Source organism: Acidovorax sp., from assembly GCF_034519795.1.
Classification (GTDB): domain Bacteria; phylum Pseudomonadota; class Gammaproteobacteria; order Burkholderiales; family Burkholderiaceae_C; genus Acidovorax.
Map to the genome: position 1 here is coordinate 137165 of NZ_JAXHOB010000030.1, position 21445 is coordinate 158609.

The following is a 21445-nucleotide window of genomic DNA, read 5'->3' on the forward strand; positions in this document are numbered from 1 at the left end:
GCGCGCGCCCACCACCCCCACCAGAGCGGCCGCCCCACGCGTGCCGCCGCATCCCCATTCGGACACGAGAATTGACTGCCATGGCCAAAAAAGTCTTCATCAAAACCTTCGGCTGCCAGATGAACGAGTACGACTCGGACAAGATGGCCGACGTGCTGCATGCCGCGCAGGGCTACGAGCCCACGCAGAATGTGGACGAGGCCGACCTGATCCTGTTCAACACCTGTTCGGTGCGCGAGAAGGCGCAGGAAAAAGTGTTCAGCGACCTGGGCCGCATCAAGCACCTGAAGGCGCGCGGCGTGAAGATCGGCGTGGGCGGCTGCGTGGCCAGCCAGGAAGGTGCCGAGATCATCAAGCGCGCGCCCTATGTGGACGTGGTGTTCGGCCCCCAGACCCTGCACCGCCTGCCCGAGCTGCTGAACCAGCGCGAGCGGCTGGACCGCCCGCAGGTGGACATCAGCTTTCCCGAGATCGAGAAGTTCGACCACCTGCCGCCGGCCCGGGTCGAGGGCGCCAGCGCCTTCGTCTCCATCATGGAAGGCTGCAGCAAGTACTGCAGCTACTGCGTGGTGCCCTACACGCGCGGTGAAGAGGTCAGCCGCCCATTCGACGACGTACTGGTGGAAGTCGCCGGCCTGGCCGACCAGGGCGTCAAGGAGATCACCCTGCTGGGCCAGAACGTGAACGCCTACCTGGGCAAGATGGGCGGCACGGCCGAGATCGCCGACTTCGCTCTGCTGCTGGAGTACGTGGCCGAGATCCCCGGCATCGAACGCATTCGCTACACCACCAGCCACCCCAACGAGTTCACGCCGCGCCTGATCGCGGCCTACGCCAGCATCCCCAAGCTGGCCAACCACCTGCACCTGCCGGTGCAACACGGCAGCGACCGCATCCTGATGGCCATGAAGCGCGGCTACACGGCCATGGAATACAAGAGCACGGTGCGCAAGCTGCGCGCCATCCGCCCCGACCTGGCGATGAGCAGCGATTTCATCGTCGGCTTCCCCGGCGAGACCGAGGAAGACTTCGGCAAGATGATGAAGCTGATCGACGACATCCACTTCGACAACAGCTTCAGCTTCATCTTCAGCCCGCGCCCCGGCACGCCCGCCGCCGGCCTGCACGACGACACGCCGCACGAGGTGAAGCTGCGCCGCCTGCAGCACCTGCAGTCGGTGATCAATGCCAACATCAAGTCCATCAGCGAAAGCCGCGTGGGCTCGGTGCAGCGCATCCTGGTGGAAGGCGCCTCCAAGCGCGACGCCACCGAACTCATGGGCCGCACCGAGTGCAACCGCGTGGTCAACTTCGTGGGCCAGCCGCGCCTGGTGGGCCAGATGGTGGACGTGACCATCACCGAGGCCAAGGCCTACACCTTGCGCGGCGAAGTGGTCGTGCAAGAAACAGCCACGGCCTGAGCTGCGCCCATTCCACTCTCCATGGCCGAATCGAGTGCTTCACGCGTGAGTGAGCCGGGCCGCAACCGCCTGCATGGCCTGTCGTTCCAGCAACTGCTGCTGCTGGCCTTTCTGCTGATTGCCGGTCTGCTCGGCGCCAGTTCGCTCGGCGCCCTGTACTCGCTGGAGCAGCTCATGGTGCAAAGCCGCGAGGGTGCCGTGCAGGCCACGCGCCTGAGCGCCGCTGCGCAGGCCCTGGGACAGCGCGGCCAGACCATGGAACGGGCGGCACGGCAATCGCTGGTGCTGGGCGATGCACAACTGCGCCGGGGTTTCGACGACATCGCGCGCGAGGCCCAGCAGACCCTGCAGCAACTGCAAGAAGGCGGCCTGCCGGTCAGGCACGTGGCCCAGTGGCGCGCGCACCTGGCCACGGTGCAGTCGCTGATGGCGGCGCCGGCTGCGGTGTCGCTGGAGAACGAGCGCGCCGCTGCCGAAGAGTTCGCTGCGCTCGACACGCTGCACAACGCCATCGTGCAATCGGTGCAGGAGCTCAACGCCGAGCGCAACAGCGCCCTGCAGGCCAAGGTCGATGCCAGCCGCCGCGAGGTCACGCACCAGGTGGTGGGCGTGATCGTGCTGGCGCTGGTGCTGGCCCTGGCCTTCGGCATCTGGCTGGCGCGCCCATTCAAGCGGCTCGAAGGAGCCATCCGCCTGCTGGGCGAGAACGACCTGGAGCAGCCCATCCAGATCAATGGCCCGGCCGACGTGCGCCGCGTGGGCCTGCAGCTCGAATGGCTGCGCCTGCGCCTGTTGGAGCTCGACTCGGACAAGGCGCGCTTTCTGCGCCATGTCTCGCACGAGCTCAAGACCCCGCTGGCCTCCATGCGCGAGGGCGTGGCCCTGCTGCAGGACGGCGTGACGGGCGAGCTCAACCCCGGGCAGCAGGAGGTCGCGCAGATCCTGCACCACAACACCCTGGTGCTGCAAAACGAGATCGAGGCGCTGCTGCGCTTCAACGCCGCCGCCTTCGAGGCCCGCCAGCTGCACCGGCGCGACACCGACCTGATCGCGCTGCTGGAGACCCAGGTGGAGTCGCAGCGGCTGCAGTGGCAGGCCCGCGGCCTGCGCGTGCTGGTGCAGGGCGCACCCGTGTCGCTGGCGCTCGACGGCGACAAGATCGCCTCGGCCATCGGCAACCTGCTGTCCAATGCCATCCGCTTCTCGCCCAAGCAGGGCACGGTGCGCCTTGCGGTGTCCCGGGTGCCGGGCCGGGTGCGCATCGACGTCATCGACCAGGGTCCCGGCGTGGCCCCCGCCGACCGGCCCCATGTCTTCGAGCCCTTCTACCGCGGCGCCCGCCAGCCCGAAGATGCCGTGCGCGGCACCGGGGTGGGCCTGTCCATCGTTCAGGAATACATCGGCGCCCATGGCGGCCGGGTGGAACTGGTGGAAGATGGCGACCCATCCTTCTTTCGCATCGAATTGCCCCATGCTTCCTAGCCTGTCACCCACCCGTGCTGCGCGGCGCCAGATCGGCGCACTGGTACTGGCGCCCACAGCGCTGCTGGCCGCCTGCATCAGCACTCCACCCGTGGGCAGCGCACCGCCTGCCCCTGTGGCCGTGGTGGTGCCCGCCCCCCTGACGGTGGCACCACCGCCGGCCGAGCCCCCTCGGGAAGCCCCCTCGCAGGCCAGCGCGCCAGTACCCGAAGCATCCCAATCCCAGGTCGCCCAGGCGCTGGCCTATGCCGACCGCGTGCAGCGCATGCCCCCCGCTGAGCTGACCCGCGAAATCGCCCGGCTGGGCGAAGCCGAGGAGACGCTGGCCGCCAGACCCCTGCACCTGGCGCTGGCGCTGGCCCAGACACGCCAGCCCGTGGACACGGCCCGCGCCCTGGCGCAGGTGCAGCGCCTGCTGGGCCACAACGACCCCGCGATGCAGCCCCTGCAACCCCTGGCGCGCCTGCTGGAAGCACGGCTGCTGCAGCAGCGCCGGCTGGAAGAGCAGTTGGAGCGGCAGTCGCAGCAGCTGCGCGACGCCCAGCGCCGCAACGAGCAGCTCAACGAGCGCCTGGAAGCCGTGCGCGCCATCGAGCGCAGCATGACGGCCCGCCCCCCCGCGCCGGCCGCCAGCGAGAGCCGCTGAACCATGCCCGCATCGCCCAAGACATCCGGCACCCGCGCCAGCGGCCAGCAACGCATCCTGGTGGTGGATGACGATGCCGACATGCTGCGCCTGCTCTCGCTGCGCCTGAAGGGCGCGGGCTACGAGGTGATCGCCGTGGGCTCGGCCGAAGCCGCCCTGGCCCAGCTCGAGATGGCGCGGCCGCAGCTGGTGCTCAGCGACGTGCGCCTGCCCGGCAAGGACGGGCTGGCCCTGTTCGACGAGGTGCGCGAGCGCCACCCCTCGCTGCCGGTGATTCTGCTGACCGCGCACGGCACCATTCCCGACGCGGTGGAGGCCACCTCGCGCGGCGTGTTCACCTACCTCACCAAACCCTACGACGGCAAGGACCTGCTCGCGAAGATTGGGGAGGCCCTGGCGCTGAGCGCCCCGGTGGTGGCCCAGGCGCATGCCAACGAGGCCTGGCGCGCCGACATCGTGAGCCGCTCCAGCCGCATGACCGAGCTGCTGGCCGAGGCCTACATGGTCGCCCAGTCGGACGCCAGCGTGCTGCTGCTGGGCGACAGCGGCGCCGGCAAGGAGCTGCTGGCCCAGGCCATCCACCGGGCCAGCCCGCGCGCGGCCAAGCCCTTTGTGGCGGTCAACTGCGGGGCCATTCCCGAGGCCCTGCTCGAATCCGAGCTGTTCGGCCACGTCAAGGGCGCCTTCACCGATGCCACCAGCAACCACAAGGGCCTGTTCCAGGCCGCCGAGGGCGGCACCCTGCTGCTCGACGAGATCGGCGACATGCCGCCGGCCCTGCAGGTCAAGCTTTTGCGCGTGCTGCAGGAGCGCGCCGTGCGGCCAGTGGGATCGAGCCAGTCCACGCCCATCGACGTGCGCATCATCTCGGCCACCCACCGCGACCTGGAGGCCGCCATGGCCACGGCCCAGTTCCGCGAGGACCTGTACTACCGCCTCAACGTGGTGACGCTGGCGCTGCCCACGCTGGCCGAGCGGCGCGAGGACATCTCGCTGCTGGCCAACCACTTCCTGGACCGGCTGGCGCGCAAGTACGACAAGCGCCTGTCGGGCTTTGCGCCCGAGGCGCTCAAGGCCCTGACCACGGCCGCCTGGCCCGGCAATGTACGCCAGCTGTTCAACGTGGTGGAGCAGGTGTGCGCCCTGTCCACCACACCGCTGGTGCCGCTGACCCTGGTGCAGCGCGCGCTGCGCATCCCCTCGGCCCCGGTGCTGAGCTTTGCCGACGCGCGCCAGCGCTTCGAGCGCGAGTACCTGGTGGGCCTGCTCAAGATGACCGATGGCAACGTGGCCGACGCCGCGCGCCTGGCCCAGCGCAACCGCACGGAGTTCTACCGGCTGCTGCAAAAGCATGCGCTGACCCCCGGCCATTTCAAGAACGACGCCACGCCGGACGAGGGCCTGGGCGACGACGTCGCCGATGAGCGACAGGAGTAAGTCCTTGATTTGAAAGGGATTGGCCCTGAGCGGCCATGCCCCTGTCGCCATCCGGCGACAAAAACCGGCCCTTTGCGGCCGTTTTGCTGCACTGCACATCTGCTTACAGGCACTAGCGCGCCTAAGCTGTTGATGCACAAGCGTTTTTTCAAGCTGGCACAGGGTTTGCCCTATATGCCGGCATGGACGCTGTATTTCCTTCTTTCTCACGCCCCCTGCGCTGCTGTGCTGCTGCCGCGATGGCGCTGTCCGCCTTGTTGGCAGCCAGCGTGGCGCAGGCGCAGGCGTTCGACTTCGAGAGCCTGACGAAGCTGGCACGCGAGCGCGCCGACAAGCCCTTCGTTGCGGCCAGCGACAAGCTGCCCGCCGGCCTGGCCCAGCTCAACTACGACCAGGTGCGCGACATCCGCTACAAGCCCGAGCGCGCCCTGTGGCGCGCCGAGAAGCTGCCGTTCGAGGCGATGTTCTTCCACCTGGGCCTGTACCAGACCCAGCCGGTGCGCCTGCATGAGGTGACGCCCTCGGGCACGCGCGACATCCCCTACAGCCGCGCCGATTTCGACTACGGCAAGAACACCGTGCAGCCCCAGGCCTGGGGCGACCTGGGCTTTGCGGGCTTTCGCCTGCACAACCACCTGAACTCGGCGGAGTACAAGGACGAGCTGGCCGTGTTCCAGGGCGCCAGCTACTTCCGCGCACTCGGTGCGGGCCAGCAGTACGGCCTGTCGGCGCGCGGCCTGGCCATCGACACCGTGGGTGGCACGGGCGAAGAGTTCCCGCGCTTCACGGACTTCTGGCTCGTCCGGCCCGATGCGAAGAGCACGCAGACCACGGTGTTCGCCCTGCTCGATTCGCCGCGCGCCACCGGGGCCTACCGCTTCGACATCACGCCCGGCCCGCAGACCGTGACCACCGTGCGTGCCCGGGTCTTCGTGCGCGGCAACGCCGCCAAGCCCATCGGCACCCTGGGCGTGGCGCCGCTGACCAGCATGTTCTTCTTTGGCGAGAACCAGCCGCGCAAGCAGGACTTCCGCCCCGAGGTGCACGACTCCGACGGTCTGATGGTCGCCACGGGCGAAGGCGAATGGCTGTGGCGCCCGCTGCAGAACCCGGGCAACACCCTGGTGACCTCGTTCGCGACCACCAACCCCAAGGGCTTCGGCCTGATGCAGCGCGACCGCCAATGGGCCAGCTACGAGGACGTGGAAGCCCGATACGAGCGCCGTCCCAGCGCCTGGGTGCGCCCCTTGCACGACTGGGGTCCGGGCCGGGTGGAACTGGTGCAGAACAACACGCCCGATGAAACGCACGACAACATCGTTGCGTACTGGGTGCCTGCCAACTTGCCAGCCCCCGGCACGCCGCTGGAGTTCTCGTACGAACTCGGCTGGCAGGGCGACGAACAGCAGCGCCCTCCGGGCAGCTGGGTCACGCAGTCGCGCCGCGGCATGGGCTTTACCCAGCAAAGCGCGCAGGAGCTGCGCCAGCAGGTGCAGTACGTGGTCGATTTCAACGGCCCGGCGCTGGCCGCCCTGCCTGCCGATGCGGCCGTGAAGGCCGTCGTCACCTCCGACGCCAACGGCAAGGTTCTCGAAAACGCGGCCTACCGCAACCCTGCCACCGGGCAGTGGCGCATGACCGTGCGCGTACAGCGCCAGCAGGCCGATCGCCCGATCGAACTGCGCGCCTTCCTTCAACACGACAACCACGCTGTGAGCGAAACATGGACGCACATCATTCTTCCCGAGTAAGCCCGTCAGAGCCCCTCGCCTCTGAAGACCATGGTGCCCTTCGCACGCAGCGCAGCACGCTGCGCGAGGAGCGCCACCCCAACTCCGTCACCGCGCCGCCGCTCCACCGCGGCTCCATGGTGCCGCTGCCCTGGCGCGGCTTCTGGAACAGCATCGGCACTGCGCTGCTGCTGCGCCTGACCGGCCGCCCCGGCGCCGCCGCACCGGCCACCCCGGCCGGCATGCAGCACGAGGCCTGGCAGGGCGCCGCCCAGCGCCGCCGCTGGACCTTTGCGCTGCTCACGGTGCTGAGCACGACGCTGGCCACCACCTTGTTCGCCGGTGTGCAGCCCGACTACGACAACGCCTGGCTGGGCTATGGCCAGATGGCGCTGTTCGCGCTGCTCTCGGCCTGGGTGGTCACCGGCTTCATGACCGGGATGATGGGTTTCTGGGTCATGCTGCGCGGCGATCGCCATGCACTGTCGGCCAAGAGCGTGGCATCCGCCCAACTCTCGCCCGAGGCGCGCACGGCCATCATCATGCCGATCTGCAACGAGGACGTGGCCACGGTGTTCGCCGGCCTGCGTGCCACCTGCGAGTCGGTTGCGGCCACGGGCCACGGCGCCACCTTCGACGTGTTCGTGCTGTCCGACAGCTACGACAAGGACATCGCCCGGGCCGAGCGCGCTGCATGGGAAGACCTGCGCAGCGCCCTGGCCGAGCACGGCCAGCAGCCCCAGGTGCAGGTGTACTACCGCCTGCGCACGCGCCGCAGCCACCGCAAGGCCGGCAACGTGGCCGACTTCTGCCGCCGCTGGGGCAAGGACTACCGCTACATGGTGGTGCTCGACGCCGACAGCGTGATGAGCGGCGATTGCATCGTCTCCATGGCCAAGCTGATGGAAGCCAACCCCAGCGCCGGCATCATCCAGACCGCTACGCAGGCCATCGGCCACGTCACGCTGCACGCCCGTGCGCAGCAGTTCGCCTCGCGCGTCACCGGCCGCCTGTTCACCCTGGGCATGCAGTACTGGCAGCTGGGCGAGTCGCACTACTGGGGCCACAACGCCATCATCCGCATGGAACCCTTCATGCAGCACTGCGCGCTGGCCCCCATCGCGGGCAAGGGCGGCCTGTCGGGCGGCATCATGTCGCACGACTTCGTCGAGGCCGCGCTGATGCGCCGCGCCGGCTACCACGTGTGGCTGGTGTCCGACCTGATCGGCAGCTACGAGCAGCAACCGCCGGACCTGCTGGCCGAGCTGCAGCGTGACCGCCGCTGGTGCCAGGGCAACCTGCAGAACGCCCGCCTGATGGCCGAGCCCGGCATCCATGCCGTGCACCGCTCGATGTTCGTGACCGGCGCCATGGCCTACCTGTCGGCCCCGCTGTGGCTGGCCTTCCTGACGCTGGGCACGGCTCTGTGGCTGTCGGGTGCGCCCGTGGTGGCCAACTGGCACATCCTGCCGGCCGAACTGCTCGGCCTGTGGGGCTGGACGGTGTCCATGCTGTTCCTGCCGCGCATTCTGGGCGTGACTGCGGTCTTCATGCGCAAGGAGCAGGGGCAGTACGGTGGCGGCTGGAGCCTCGTCAAAAGCGCCGTGGTCGAGAGCGTGCTGGCCATTTTGCAGGCGCCCGTGCGCATGCTGGCCCACTCGCTGTTCGTGCTGCTGGCCATCACCGGCCTGGAGCTGCAGTGGAAGTCGCCCCCCCGCGAAGCCAATGCCGTGCCCTGGGGCCAGGCCACGCGCCAGCTCGCCCCCATGACCGCCGTGATCGCCCTCCTGGCCCTGGGCGTGGCCTTCGTCGATGGCAGCGCCCTGCTGTGGCTGATGCCCGTGGGCCTGCCGCTGGCGCTGGCCATTCCGCTGGCGGTGCTGACCAGCCAGATCGCCCTGGGCAAGGCGATGCGCGCCCAGCGCCTGCTGCTGATCCCCGAGGAGTCGTGGTCGCCCCCCGTGCTGCGCCGCGCCTGGCTGCATGCCAGCCGCCTGGCACGGCCGGCGCTGCGGGCCGCAGCATGATCAAAGTGTGACATATGCCACACAAACAGGAAGCCGGTGCATGCACCGGCTTTTTGTCGTTTGCTACCCATTCAATAGCATGCGATTGCCGATGGCCATGGATGACAACGCAATCACCGGCATGGCCACTCACCCAAACAGGCGCTGGACTCGCCATGGCACTCCCTTACGATACGCACGCTTCGGAACCACCTGCGCGCCGCGCCCGGTGGCTCCCGATTCCTGCCTACCGTGGAAACACCATCGATGCCATCGCCTCTTGCCTCCCACGCCGCCACGCGGCGCTTCTTGCACGCCAGCGCACTGGCCCTGGCCCTCGCAGCCGCCGGCTGTGCCGCACCCCCTGTCCAGGTGGCCGAGACCCCCGCGCCCGCGCCCCAGGCCGCCCCCGAGCCGCCCCCCCCTGTCGAGCCGCCAGGCCGCATCATCTTTGCCGGCTTTGCCATGCACTCGCAATCCAAGGCCTTCCGCAACGATGTGCAGCTGGCCGAGAAGCTGGTCAGCGAGCTCGACCCCAATGCCCTGATGCTGCGGCTGGCGAACCCGGCCAAGGACCAGAGCGCCGACTGGCCGCAGGCCACGGCCGAGAACTTTGCGCTGGTGATGGCCAAGACGGCCGAGGTCGCGCGCCCGCGTGACCGCTTGCTGCTGTTCATCTCCACCCACGCCAACCCGGGCCTGCTCAGCGTCAACGTGGGCGGCAAGAACCAGCAGCCCATCACACCCAGGATCCTCAGCGACGCCCTGGCCCCACTGGCCAAGGTGCCCACCCTGGTGGTGCTGTCCGCCTGCTACAGCGGTGCGTTCATCGAGCCGCTGAAGGCCCCGAACCGCGTGGTGCTGACCGCGACCGATGTGCGCAACACCTCGTTCAAGTGCCAGTACACCGGCAACAACACCCCGTTCGCCGAGGCCCTGTTCGGCCAGGCGGGTGCCGAGAACCTGTCGATCACCGACTGGATGGGCGCAGCCCAGAAATCCATCGCCGCGCAGGAAAAGCGCCGCAAGCTGCCCGCGTCCAAGCCCCTGGCCTTCGTCGGCGACGAAGCCAAGGCCTGGGCCGGCCAACCGCTCAAGGACTGGCTGCAGGCGCCGTAAGCGCCGTAAGCGCCGTAAGCGCCCTCAGGCTGCCATGCCGGGCACACCACCCGGCCCTCCCGCCCCCTTCTTTTCGCCCCACACCATGCTGACTGCCACCGCCCCGACCCTGCACACCCCCCCGCTGTCCGGCCCCTTGCTGGATGCCTACCTGGACGAAGCCGAGGCCCTGTTCGAGGCCAGTGACGAAGAGGAAAGCGGGGCAGACGGCCAGGGCGAGAGCCAGGAAGCCGCCCATGCCCGGCGCATGCAGGCCCTGGCCGACATGCTGGGACTGCAGCCTCTGCAGCCCGGTTCGCTGGACGTGCTGCACCGCGTGCACCAACTGTGGATGCAGGCCGGCCAGCCGGCACAGGCCTTGCAGGCCATCGACAGCCATGCCGCCGCCCTGGTCGACGACCTGCCCGCCGCCGAGCGCCACCAAGCCCAGGTGCACGCCGGCTTTGCCCGCACCCAGGCGCTGCGCGCCCTGCCCGAACAGGCTGCGCTGCTGCACCAGGCGCTCGACGGCATGGCGCGCCTGCTGGCCCAGCCGCCGCTGGACCAGCAGTCCGACCGGGCCTGGGAGCACCTGGCGGGCCAGGCCGAGCGCAGCCAGGATTACGGGGTGTGGCGCCGCTGTGCCCAGGCCCGCTATGCGCTGCAGGTGGTGCAGCCCGAGCGCACGGCCTACCGCGCCTGGGACGAAGCCGTGCTGGCCACGCGCCTGGCCGAAGTGGCGGCCGCCGAGGGCGATGCCTCTCAGGCACGGGCGCTGGTGCAGCAGGCTATGGACCAGCTGCGCAATGCCGCGCCCGGGCAGGACGTGGACCACGAGGACTGGCTGAAGCTGGGCGAGCAGTTCGTGGTGCTGGATCCGACGAGCATCGACACCATCGTGCAGCAGATCCCGGCGCGCATGCCGGCCGAGCTGTCCCGGCCGCTGCAGCGCGACGTCTCCGTGCGCCGCGCCCGCCTGCAGGCCCGGGCCCTGCAGCGCCAGGGCCGCCTCGACGAGGCCCTGGCCAAGGCCAGGCAGGGCCGCTTCGGTCTGACCGGCGACCAGGAAGACGGCTTCAGCATCTTCGTGCTCGACCTGCTGATCGAAGCCGGCCGGCTGGACGACGCGGCACAACTGGCCTTCGAGAGCGCCAGCAGCCAGCGCCCCGGCTCGACACAGCATGCCTGCACGGTCGCCCTCGCGCAGATGAAGGCGCATCTGGCCCGGGGCGCCACGCCCCACCCCGGCTGGCACCTGGCACTGGCCAGCGCCGCCATGAACGACGCCGGGTGGGTGGAAGACACCGAGGACCCCGAGGCCTTCATCGATCACCACCTCGCGCAGGTGCGCCGCGCCGTGCCAGAGCATCCGGCGCTGGCCTGCCTGGACGGGCTGCGCCTGTTTGCCGACGGCGACCACGCGCGTGCCCTGCCGCTGCTGGAGACGGCAGCGCGCGAGCCCGCCATGGCCGCGCCCGACCTGCTGCAGGCGCTGTGGGTCAGCCGGGTCAAGGTGCATGGCGTCGCCAAGGCGCTACAACAGCCGTTTGCGGCCTCGCCCGCCGCCGGCTGGTGCTACAACCTCGGCGTATGGCTGGACTTCCACCTGCAGCAGGCCTGCGGCGCCAGCGACGACGGGGACTGGCCCGAGCAGGAGATCGATGCCCTCAAGGCGCGCTACTACGAGGCGGCCGTGGTGCATTTCGATGCCTTCTTCGCCACCGGCGAAGGCTGGTTCCGCGACGGCGATGTGCACGTCTACTCCATGCTGTGCAACAACCTGGCCATCTACTACCGCTGGAACCTCAAGGAGTACGACAAGGCCATCGAACTGCACCACAAGGGCCTGGCCACCAGCCCCTTCGCGGAGCACCACAACGGCCTCGTGTCCTGCTACTCGGCATCGGAACGCAAGGCCGAACTCATCGCGGCGGCCGACCAGCTGTGGCACTACGCGCTGGACCATGGCTACGGGCGCCACGATCCCACGGGCTACTTCAAGAGCGTGTGCCGCGCACTCTACGAGCTGGACCGCGACAACGAGATCGACATCTGGCTGCAGCGCCTGGATGAATGGTGGAACGGCCTGGACCGCGACGAACAGGCCGAGAACGAAGACGACTACCTCGGGACCCTGCTGGTCATGCTGCGCAATCTGGCCTGGTCGCAGCCGGCCGACGCACTGGCGCGGCTCACGCGCGTGATGCCGCGCGTGCAGGCCAATGCGCTGCCCGGCGTGCGGCGCCTTGCCGGCAACGTGTACGAGAACACCAAGCACTACGAACAGGCCATGGCGCTCTACCAGGAGTCGCTCAAGATGGTGCGCCCGGGCGACGAGAGCGATGCCGAGCAGGCCGGCTACGCACGCGACGACATCGCCAGCTGCAAGAAGGCCATGACCGTCGGCAAGCCCTGGTGGAAGCTCTGGTAATGGCGCCTGGCGCCGCCGCACGCGGCACCTATGGCGCGCGCGACGTGGTCAACGCGCCGGCCATCCGCAGCGCCATCGAGCGGCGCAGCCAGGAGCGCGGCGACCCCGAGGAGGTGCGCGCCTGGCTGGCCAACCACTTCTACCGGCATGTGGTGGGCAACCTGCAGGCCCCGGCGCCGGTGCTGCAGGCCGTCACGCAGCGCGGGCAGGCGCAGGCCCTGCTCAGGCCGGCGCCCGTGCCGGACTGGGCGCTGGCCCGGCTGGGCGACGCCCCGGCGCGCCATGCACCCGGGCCGGAAACCCCGCTGTGGTGGATCGACCCCGAGGCCGAGGCGGTGCTGGCGCTGGAGGCCCGGCTCGTCGAGTTCCTGATGTCGCGCGACGGCACGGCGCTGCAAGGCAAGCTGCAGCGCGTGACCGCCCCGCAGGCGCTGGCCCTGTGGGCCGAAGAACATGCGGCCTACGAGGCCAAGGCCGCCGCCGGCTGGCGCGAGCACCAGAGCGAGGCCGTGGCGCTGGCATGGCAGGGCGAGCAGGGCCATTTCATCGAGTTCCGGCCGGACAGCGCGCACCTGCGCGCGGAGATGGCCTATGAAAGCCAGATGATGCGCCACTGCCTGGGCCAGTTCGCCAGCCGGCGCAGCCTGGCCGGCGGCTACGGTGAGCATTACGCCAAGGCCTGCGAAGAGGGGCGCATGCGCCTGTTTTCCTACCGCACGGCCAGCCACGTGCCGCACATCACCATCAGCGCCCATGTGCGCGAAGACGGCCGCCTGGCCATCGACCAGATCAAGGGCAAGCAGAACCGCCCGCCCATCGAGCGCTACCAGGGCGAGGTGCTGGCGCTGCTCAACCAGCTGGCCACCTGCGAGGACGCGCCGCCCGATGCGCTGCAGATGGGCATCGTGCGCACCTCGCAGGGCTGGTGCGCCGTGCGCGACGTGGCGCTGGAGGCGGACCAGCTGCGCCTGGTGCAGGCCCGGCCCGCACTGGTGCGCGAGCTGCCCACCCCATCGCCGCTGGTGCAGTGGCTGGTGGCGGCGCGCGACCCGGCACTGCTGCAGGGCCTGCCGCTGGCGGCCTCCGTGGCGGCGGCACTGGACGCAGCGGGCGCGCCGGCCACGCAGCGCGCGCCATGATCGCCTGGCTGGTGTTCGCGCTGGGGTTGTGCCTCATGGCCTGGCTCGCCTGGCGGCTGCTGCTGTGGGTGCTGGGGCCGTTCCTGCGCTGGTACGGGCGCCCGCGCCTGCGCCGGCAGTACGTGCTGGACGCGCACTGGAGCTGGACGCTGGCCCTGGCCGACCCCATGGCCTTCGCGCGCATCCAGGGCGGCTTCGCCGATGCGCGCATGCCGCGCCTGGCCGAGCCGTTGCAGCAATCCCTGCGTCCGGCCCTGCTGCACCTGCTGGGCCTGCGCAGCGACATGTCGGACGAGCAGGTCCGCGCCGCCCTGCCCGGGCACCTGCGCGAGCGCTGGTTCCGCATGGGCCTGGATGCCTTGCGCCCCGACGATGCGCCACGCGACGCCATGGCCCTGGCCTGTGCGCGCGTGGCCTTCGCCACCCGCACTGCGGCCCTGCTGGGCTGGCTGGACGAGGCCACGCAGTGGCAGATCCTGCACCACAACGCGCAGCGCGCGGCCGACTGCTTTCAGGGCTGGCAGGATTTCGGCACTGCTTGCGCGCGCGGCCGCCGCCAATGGGTGGCCCATTCGCGCGCCGACAGCCTCGGAGTGGCGTTCACCGAAGACGACGTGGCGCAATGGGTGGCCAACCGGGACCACCCCTGGCACTGGCTGCCCTGGCCGTTGCCACCGCCGCCCACCAAAGGGCCGTAGAAATTTCTTCCGGCGCCGATGGAATGGCGCGCCCTTGCCCCGCCTCTTGTACAGGGAGACCCGCGACCGAGGTGGTCATCGGGCTCCCACACAGGGCCAAGGATTCCATGAACAACGAGCGACGAGACCTGCTGAAGGCCGCATTGGCCGGCGCAGCCAGCAGCGCATTGCCTGCGGCGATGGCACAGGGCGGCACGGCCGCCAGCGGCGGCATCGACCCGCGCGACCGCGTTTTCATCACCAATGAGGACTCCAACACGCTGGTGGTGATCGATCCGCGCAGCAACACGGTCGAAACCACCATCAACCTGACGTCCTTCGACGAGGATCCCAGGCCCCCCTTCCGCTACGTCAGCGCCGGCGTCGCTGCACCGCATGCCGCCATGATCCACAAGCCGCTGTACCACGGCTGCATCGATGCGCACGGCGCCGTGCCCTCCCCCGATGGCAGGCTGCTGGCCACCAGCGGGCGGGGTTCGAGCAACATCTACCTGATCGATGCCGTCGAGAAGCGCGTGATCGGCAACACCCCCAACCCGGCCGCCGGCCCCACGACCAGTGCAGAGCGCCTGTCCAGCGGCCTGTTGCTGGGCCGCGAGCCGCACGAGCCGACCTTTACCCGCAATGGCCGCGAGCTGTGGGTCACGCTGCGCGGGGAGAACCGCATCGCCATCATCGACGTGGCGCGGGCCGTGCGGCAGCTGCAGGGAGCGGACACCTCGGCCGTGCGGCACTACCTGCCGACGCTGGACGGCCCCTCGCAGGTGTGGTTCAACCGCGAAGGCACCCTGGCCTTCGTGGCCAGCCAGAAGGTGGCGCGCCTGGACATCTTCCAGGTCCAGCCCGGCGCTGACGGACACTCCCGGCCCGAGCGCCTGACCACGCTGGATGTGAGCGCGCAGGACAGGCCGGGCTTCACCCCGTTCATGAAGACCACGCCCGACGGGGCCGAGGTCTGGTTCTCGCACAAGCTGGCCGACGCCGTTTCATGCCGCTCCACGCGCGGCAGCTTCGACCTCATGGACAGTGTGCCGCTGGGTGCCGGCGCCCGCCCCAACCACGTGGAGTTCGTGGCCAATGCCCGGGGCAGCGTGGTCTATGCCAGCATGGCGCGCATCGACGACGCAGGGCCCGGCGGCGTGGCATCGAGCCAGATCGCCATCATCGACCGCAGCGCGGGCCGTGGGCAGCGCAAGATAGTGGGCTCATTCTTCACGCGGGGACGGGAAGCCCACGGCCTGTGGGCCAATCCCGAGAACACCTTGCTCTACGTCGCCCATGAGCAGGACGAACTGCCCGGCTCCCCCCACGCCGGCCAGACCGTGTGCAGCGCCTTCGACGTGGGCGACCCGTTCAAACCGGTGTTCATCGCCCAGATTCCGCTGGGCCACCTGGCGCTGCCCTCGGGCCCGCTGCGCAACAAGAAGAGCATCAACCTCGTCTATGTGCGGCCAGGCACCCTGGGGCAGACGGCATGAAACGCCTGCATGCGTTCGCCCTGTGGACGGCGGTTGTCGGACTGGCGGCATTTGCCGCCGGCGCGGCCACCACCGCCCCCCATGTCCACCTGCCCCTGCTGTCCTCCCTGTGCAGCACCTTCCAGCGCGAGATGGACCAGGGCATGGCGCGCATGATGGACAGCATGCACGCGATCGGCCACACCGGCAATGTGGACGCCGACTTCCTGGGCATGATGATTCCGCACCATGCCGGCGCGGTGGACATGGCACGCCTGGTGCTGCAGCATGGGTCGGACCCGGCCACCCGCCAGTTGGCCGAGGAGATCATCGCCGGCCAGACGGTGGAGATCCAGAGCATGGAGCGGCGCCTGGCCCTGCTGCAGCAGGCGGGGGGAGCGGGCGAAGAGTTCCCGGCGCTGGGCGGTACCCGCGGCCCCTGAAGCAGCGCCTGCCATGTTCCTGACGCCCCGCTCTGCCGAGGACCGCTACAACCAGTGGGTGCACGCGCACTACCGCTTCCTGATGCGCAGCGCCTGGGCACTGACCGGTTCGCGCGCCGTTGCCGAAGACGTGGTGCAGGAATGCTTCGCACTGGCCTGGGAGCACCGCACGCAGCTGCGCGAAGAAGCCCTGGCGCGCGCCTGGCTGTTCCGTATCATGCGGCGCTGTGCCCTGCGCCAGCGGGCTCCGGACACGGAACCACTGGATATCGACGGCGAATGGTCCCACGACCATGCCGCAGACGACCCCGGCAACGACGACCGGCTGGATGTCGTCAAGGCGCTCGGGCGCCTGGCGCCTATCCACCGAGAGGTTCTGGTGCTCTACTATTTTGACGACATGCCCACCCCCCAGATGGCCCAGGCGCTCGACGTGGCGCCCGGGACGGTGCTGTCCCGGCTGGCCCGGGCCCGCGATGCGCTCAAGGCGGCCATGCAGCCGCCGCCGGGCACGGCGGGGGCCAAGGTCACGCCCCTGAGAAAGGTCCGAAATGCCTGAACGCGGCCTGCCTCCCGACAGCGATTTCGATCTGCGCACCCGTGCCGCGCTGGACCGGGCGTTCGAGCCTGGCGCGCCCCCTGCGTCGCTCCTGCGCAAGGCGCCGCCCCTGTGGACGCGGCGCGGCTTCCAGCGGGGGGCGCTGGCCCTGCTGCTCACAGGGGGAGGCGCCGGCGTCGCCATGGCCCAGCGCCCGCCCTCCCTGGTGCGCCACGCCATCGACCATGAGTACCTGGAACGCTCGCTGCGCGGCAGCCTCATGGAGCCGGCACAGATGCTGGAGCGCATCGGCCTGCGGGGCGCCAGGGAACTGCCCGGCTTCGTGCAGTTGCTGCGGCCCTGCGACCTGGACGGCCACCTCGCCTACCACCTGACCACGTTCTTTGAAAAAAGCGGCATGGTGACCCTGTTCGCCTTCGACCAGCCGGTGGACCTGCGCGATGGCGAAGGCTGGTGGAACAATATCTTCTGGCAGGTGCTGCGCTCTCAGGACCAGCAGCCCCTGGTCCTGCTGGCCCGGCAGAAGAAGACCCTGGCCATGGCCGAGGCGGCCCTGCACGGGGGAACGGCCGTCGCGCCAGGTTGACTGCGGCACACCAGGCCCACAGCCCGCCAGCCCCAAGAAAAAACACCCTGGAGCGGCCATGCCGCTCCAGGGTGTTTTCAGATCCGCCGATACGCAGGGGCGCTCAGAACGGCATCTTGGGCATGCCACCGCCGCCCAGGCCCTTCATGCCGCCCATCTTCTTCATCATCTTCATCAGGCCGCCGCCCTTCATCTTCTTCATCATGTCCTGCATCTGCTCGAATTCCTTGAGCAGGCGGTTCACCTCCTGGACATGCACGCCCGCGCCGCCCGCGATGCGCTTCTTGCGCGTGGCCTTGATGAGCTCGGGCTTGCGGCGCTCCAGCGGGGTCATGCTCTGGATGATGCCCTCCTTGCGCTTGATGTCCTTCTCGGCCTTGTCCATGTCCACGGCGCCGGCCTTGGCGGTGAACTGGGCCGGCAGCTTGTCCATGAGGCTGGACAGGCCGCCCATCTGCTTCATCTGCTGCAGTTGCGAGAGGAAGTCGTTGAGGTCGAATCCATCCCCGCTCTTGACCTTGGCGGCGAGCTTTTGCGCGGCCTCGATGTCCACGCCCGCCGTGACCTGCTCCACCAGGGCCACGATATCGCCCATGCCCAGGATGCGGCCTGCATGGCGCTCGGCGTCGAAGACCTCCAGGCCGTCGAGCTTTTCGGAGACACCGGCGAACTTGATCGGCGCACCGGTGATCTGGCGCACCGACAGCGCGGCACCGCCGCGCGAGTCGCCGTCGAGCTTGGTCAGCACGATGCCGGTGAGCGGCAGCGCCTCCTTGAAGGCTTTGGCCGTGTTGATCGCGTCCTGGCCCTGCATGGCATCGACCACGAACAGGGTTTCAACCGGGTTCAGCGCGGCGTGCAGGTCCTTGATTTCCTTCATCAGCACTTCGTCGATGGCCAGGCGGCCGGCCGTGTCGACCAGCAGCACGTCGAAGTAGTGCTTCTTGGCGTAGTCGAGCGCAGCCAGGCCGATGTCGAGCGGCTTCTGGTCGGGCGTGCTCGGGAACCACTCGGCGCCGGCCTGCTTCGTCACCGTCTTGAGCTGCTCGATGGCGGCGGGGCGGTAGACGTCGCCCGAGACGGTGAGCACCTTCTTCTTGCGTTTTTCGATCAGGTGCTTGGCCAGCTTGGCCGTGGTCGTGGTCTTGCCGGCGCCCTGCAGGCCGGCCATCAGGATCACGGCCGGCGGCTGGGCCGCCAGGTTGATGTCGGAAATGCCCTCGCCCATGGTGGCGGCGAGTTCGCGGTTGACGATGGAGACCAGGGTCTGGCCCGGCTTGAGCGAGCCCAGCACTTCCTGGCCCAGGGCCTTTTCCTTGACGCGGGCAATGAAATCACGCACGACGGGCAGGGCCACGTCGGCTTCGAGCAAGGCCATGCGCACCTCGCGCAGCATGTCCTGCACGTTGGATTCGGTGATGCGGGCCTGGCCGCGCATCTCCTTGACGAGGCGCGTGAGTTTGTCGGTAAGGGCGGAGGCCATAGGGATTGTTCCGGGTTTGCCTGCAGTACGAGTGCATGCAGGCCGCCAGGGCGCGGGCGGCAAGGCGAAAGACAACTAAACTGTAAGCCATGATTTTACCCAGTGCTTCTCCCCTTGGCTGGCTGCTCGCGCTTGCCGCAGCGGCGGCCTATGCCATGCCGGCTGCCGCAGCGTCGCGCCTGGGGGCTGCGGGCATGCGCAACGCCCTGCTGGTCGCATGGTTGCTGCATGGCGCCACGCTGGTGCTGGGGCTGTGGGGCGAGGCGCCGCGCTTCGGCTTCGCGCCGGCCCTGTCGATGACGGCCTGGCTGGTGCTCACGGTGTACGCGGTCGAAAAGCAGCTGTTTCCGCAGATGCAGGCGCGCTGGGTGTTGGCGGCGCTGGGCGCCGTGGCCATCGTGCTGGCCCTGGTGTTCCCGGGCCAGCCGCTGCATGTGTCGGCGTCGGCCTGGCTGCCGCTGCACCTGGCGCTGGGCATTGCCTGCTACGGCCTGTTCGGCGCTGCCGTGGTGCATGCCTGGCTGATGACACGGGCCGAGCGCCACATCCGCCAGGCCGAAGATCCGCACAGCGGCATTCCGCTGCTCACGCTGGAGCGCCTGACCTTCCGCTTCGTGGCGGCCGGCTTCGTGCTGCTCACCGCCACGCTGCTGGCCGGCTGGCTGTTCGGCGATGCGCTCTATGGCCGCGCCTGGCGCTGGGACCACAAGGCGATCTTCTCGCTGATGGCCTGGATCACGTTTGCCACGCTGCTGCTGGGCCGTGCACGCTTTGGCTGGCGCGGCCGCACCGCCGTGGGCGTGCTCTATGCCGGGGCCGGCCTGCTGCTGCTGGCCTACGTGGGTTCGCGCTTCGTGCTCGAAGTCATCCTGGGCCGCAGCGCATGAAGTACCTCGTTCTGCTGGTGGTGCTGGTGGTGGCCATCGGCATCTGGCGCAGCAACCGCGCCGCACCCAAGCCCCCCCAGCCCGGCAAGGCCCGCCCCCCCGCACTGCCCCAGGACATGGTGGCCTGCGCGCACTGCGGCGTGCATGTGCCGCGTGCCGAAGCCCAGATCCAGGGGGACAGCGCCTACTGCAGCCTGGAGCACCTGCGCCTTGGCCAGCCCTGAGCCGACGACCATGGCCGACAGCCTGCCGGGCAACAACCTCCTGGTGACGGTGGATGCGCCCTTCCTGCGCCTGTGGAAGGGTTTCCTGACTGCCCGGGTGATGGTCGCCATCGCCCTGGTCCTGCTGCAGACCCTGGGGCAGGCTGTCAACCAGACGCTGGATCCCGCCACGCTGGCGGTCGCCGTGGCCTACCTCGTCGCCACCCTGCTGATGCGCATCCTGGCGCGCCACCGGCCACCGCCACCGGGCACGGGCATGCACTGGCTGCCGTCCATCGGTGTCGACCTGGCGGTGGTGTGCGCGCTGCAGCTGCTGCATTCGGGCGCCCTGAACTACACCCCGCTGTTCGGCCTGCCGATCCTGATGGCGGCCGTGCTGGGCACGCTCACGCTGGCACTGGGCACCACGGCGGGCGTGACCCTGCTGCTGCTGGGCCTGGCGTGGCTGGGCTCGCGCAGCGGTGTCGACGACCCGCAGCGCTACCTGCAGAGCGCCCTGACGGGCACGGGCTACTTCATCGTCTCCTACCTGGTGCACCAGCTTGCCACGCGCCTGGCACGCGAGCAGGAAGTGGCCCTGCAAAGCCAGATGATGGCGCGCGTGCAGACGCAGGTGAGTGCCCTGGTGATCCAGAACCTCACCGACGGCGTGCTCGTGGTGGACGAGAACGACACCGTGCGCACGGCCAACCCGGCGGCCCTGCAATTGCTCGGCCAGCCGCCACTGCCGCCCCTGCCCTTTTCGCTGACGCATGCGGCCGCCTGGGATCCGCTGGTGAAGCTGGCACGCCGCACCTTTCGCCAGGAGCAGCCCCAGACCGCCGATGCGGACCTGCTGCACCCCGGCGAGAGCCCGACCGGACTGCATGTGCGCACCTGGCTGACCTCTTCGCGCACACCGGCCCGCGAGGCCGGCAGCGAGCGGCTGTGCGTGATGTTCCTGCACGACCTGCGCGAGATGCAGGCGCGCCTGCGCACCGAGAAGCTGGCCGCCATGGGCCGCATGTCGGCTGCCGTTGCGCACGAGATCCGCAACCCCCTGGCGGCCATCGTCCAGGCCAATGCCCTGCTGGAAGAAGACCTGACGGACCCTGGCCAGAAACGCCTGGCGCACATGGTGCAGCAGAACGCGGACCGCCTGGCGCGCATTGCCGAGGAGGTGCTGGACATCGCCCGCGTGCAGCACCAGATCAGCCATTCGCCCGCCTCGACCCTGCAACTGGACACGGCCGTGGCGCAGGTCTGGAACGATTGGCAAGGCCAGGACCCGACCCAGCGGCGCGGGCTGGTGGCCCTGGCGGCGGGCGACGCGCAGGTGGAGTTCGACCCCGAGCACCTGCGCCGCGTGCTGGTGAACCTGCTGGACAACGCCCTGCGCTACATGGGCCCCGAGCTGGACTCGCTGTGCATCACCACGCGCACCAGCATCACCGGCCAGATCAGCCTGCAGGTCTGGAGCGATGGCGCACCCATGGACAAATCGGTGGAGCGCCACCTGTTCGAGCCGTTCTTTTCGTCCGAGAGCCGCTCCAGCGGGCTGGGCCTGTACATCTGCCGCGAGCTGTGCCAGCGCCATGGCGCCTCCATCGGCTACCAGCGGGTCGTGCGCCTGACCCAACGCGGCGAGACCGGTGGCAATGCCTTTACAGTCGGCTTTCGGCGCACGACGCGCCCGTCCGAGCCCGCCTCCCTGTTCGACACCATCGTGGTCTGAAAGC

18 protein-coding genes are annotated in these 21445 nt (G+C 69.5%); 17 read left to right on the top strand and 1 reads right to left on the bottom strand.

Features of this window, described 5'->3' with window-relative positions; all coding sequences use genetic code 11:
* Positions 1 to 80 precede the first annotated feature (80 nt).
* The 14 genes from miaB to U5N23_RS29560 all read left to right on the top strand — a co-directional run bounded on the left by miaB (position 81) and on the right by U5N23_RS29560 (position 17133).
* Entirely contained in the window at positions 81 to 1421 is a 1341-nt protein-coding gene (gene miaB / locus U5N23_RS29495; RefSeq protein WP_322596248.1) for a tRNA (N6-isopentenyl adenosine(37)-C2)-methylthiotransferase MiaB, read from the top strand.
* 45 nt (positions 1422 to 1466) lie between these two features.
* The gene (locus U5N23_RS29500; RefSeq protein WP_416208689.1) at positions 1467 to 2903 is read left to right on the top strand and encodes a sensor histidine kinase; all 1437 of its coding nucleotides are present in this window, start codon (positions 1467 to 1469) and stop codon (positions 2901 to 2903) included.
* On the top strand, positions 2893 to 3549 hold the full coding sequence (locus U5N23_RS29505) for a hypothetical protein (protein WP_322596250.1): 657 nt from the start codon (positions 2893 to 2895) through the stop codon (positions 3547 to 3549). Before U5N23_RS29500 ends, U5N23_RS29505 begins: the two co-directional genes overlap by 11 nt.
* 3 nt (positions 3550 to 3552) lie before the next feature.
* Positions 3553 to 4986: a sigma 54-interacting transcriptional regulator gene (locus U5N23_RS29510; protein ID WP_322596251.1), complete on the top strand. Its 1434-nt coding sequence runs from the start codon at positions 3553 to 3555 to the stop codon at positions 4984 to 4986.
* A gap of 239 nt (positions 4987 to 5225) precedes the next feature.
* Complete coding sequence (locus U5N23_RS29515; RefSeq protein WP_322596252.1) at positions 5226 to 6737, top strand: glucan biosynthesis protein G; 1512 nt, start codon at positions 5226 to 5228, stop codon at positions 6735 to 6737.
* Complete coding sequence (gene mdoH, locus U5N23_RS29520) at positions 6710 to 8743, top strand: glucans biosynthesis glucosyltransferase MdoH (RefSeq protein ID WP_322596253.1); 2034 nt, start codon at positions 6710 to 6712, stop codon at positions 8741 to 8743. The genes U5N23_RS29515 and mdoH overlap by 28 nt, the downstream gene beginning before the upstream one ends.
* Positions 8744 to 8989: 246 nt before the next feature.
* Positions 8990 to 9841, top strand: a complete 852-nt coding sequence (locus U5N23_RS29525) for a C13 family peptidase (RefSeq protein ID WP_322596254.1) — start codon at positions 8990 to 8992, stop codon at positions 9839 to 9841.
* Positions 9842 to 9926: 85 nt separating this feature from the next.
* The gene (locus U5N23_RS29530) at positions 9927 to 12251 is read left to right on the top strand and encodes a hypothetical protein (RefSeq protein WP_322596255.1); all 2325 of its coding nucleotides are present in this window, start codon (positions 9927 to 9929) and stop codon (positions 12249 to 12251) included.
* Positions 12251 to 13390, top strand: a complete 1140-nt coding sequence (locus U5N23_RS29535) for a hypothetical protein (protein ID WP_322596256.1) — start codon at positions 12251 to 12253, stop codon at positions 13388 to 13390. Before U5N23_RS29530 ends, U5N23_RS29535 begins: the two co-directional genes overlap by 1 nt.
* Positions 13387 to 14088: a DUF1266 domain-containing protein gene (locus tag U5N23_RS29540; protein ID WP_322596257.1), complete on the top strand. Its 702-nt coding sequence runs from the start codon at positions 13387 to 13389 to the stop codon at positions 14086 to 14088. The genes U5N23_RS29535 and U5N23_RS29540 overlap by 4 nt, the downstream gene beginning before the upstream one ends.
* Positions 14089 to 14195: 107 nt before the next feature.
* Positions 14196 to 15566 carry a YncE family protein gene (locus tag U5N23_RS29545; RefSeq protein ID WP_322596258.1) on the top strand — a complete coding sequence of 457 codons (1371 nt, stop codon included), beginning with the start codon at positions 14196 to 14198 and terminating at the stop codon, positions 15564 to 15566.
* The gene (locus tag U5N23_RS29550; protein ID WP_322596259.1) at positions 15563 to 15988 is read left to right on the top strand and encodes a DUF305 domain-containing protein; all 426 of its coding nucleotides are present in this window, start codon (positions 15563 to 15565) and stop codon (positions 15986 to 15988) included. Before U5N23_RS29545 ends, U5N23_RS29550 begins: the two co-directional genes overlap by 4 nt.
* A 13-nt stretch (positions 15989 to 16001) precedes the next feature.
* The gene (locus tag U5N23_RS29555) at positions 16002 to 16547 is read left to right on the top strand and encodes an RNA polymerase sigma factor (protein WP_322596260.1); all 546 of its coding nucleotides are present in this window, start codon (positions 16002 to 16004) and stop codon (positions 16545 to 16547) included.
* A complete protein-coding gene (locus U5N23_RS29560) occupies positions 16540 to 17133 on the top strand; it encodes a hypothetical protein (RefSeq protein ID WP_322596261.1) in 594 nt (197 codons plus the stop codon). Before U5N23_RS29555 ends, U5N23_RS29560 begins: the two co-directional genes overlap by 8 nt.
* Before the next feature lie 103 nt (positions 17134 to 17236).
* Here the strand turns inward: U5N23_RS29560 and ffh are convergent, their stop codons facing one another.
* Positions 17237 to 18616, bottom strand: a complete 1380-nt coding sequence (gene ffh / locus U5N23_RS29565; protein WP_057201719.1) for a signal recognition particle protein — start codon at positions 18614 to 18616, stop codon at positions 17237 to 17239.
* 89 nt (positions 18617 to 18705) lie between these two features.
* Here ffh and U5N23_RS29570 point away from each other — a divergent pair, with 89 nt between their 5' ends.
* Genes U5N23_RS29570 through U5N23_RS29580 form a run of 3 tightly spaced genes read left to right on the top strand, consistent with a single transcriptional unit; the run spans position 18706 to position 21441 of the window.
* Positions 18706 to 19503, top strand: coding sequence for a cytochrome C assembly family protein (locus tag U5N23_RS29570; RefSeq protein ID WP_322596262.1), 798 nt, complete (start codon positions 18706 to 18708; stop codon positions 19501 to 19503).
* The gene (locus U5N23_RS29575) at positions 19500 to 19727 is read left to right on the top strand and encodes a PP0621 family protein (protein WP_322596263.1); all 228 of its coding nucleotides are present in this window, start codon (positions 19500 to 19502) and stop codon (positions 19725 to 19727) included. The genes U5N23_RS29570 and U5N23_RS29575 overlap by 4 nt, the downstream gene beginning before the upstream one ends.
* Before the next feature lie 10 nt (positions 19728 to 19737).
* Positions 19738 to 21441 carry a HAMP domain-containing sensor histidine kinase gene (locus U5N23_RS29580; protein ID WP_322596264.1) on the top strand — a complete coding sequence of 568 codons (1704 nt, stop codon included), beginning with the start codon at positions 19738 to 19740 and terminating at the stop codon, positions 21439 to 21441.
* Positions 21442 to 21445: the final 4 nt, after the last annotated feature.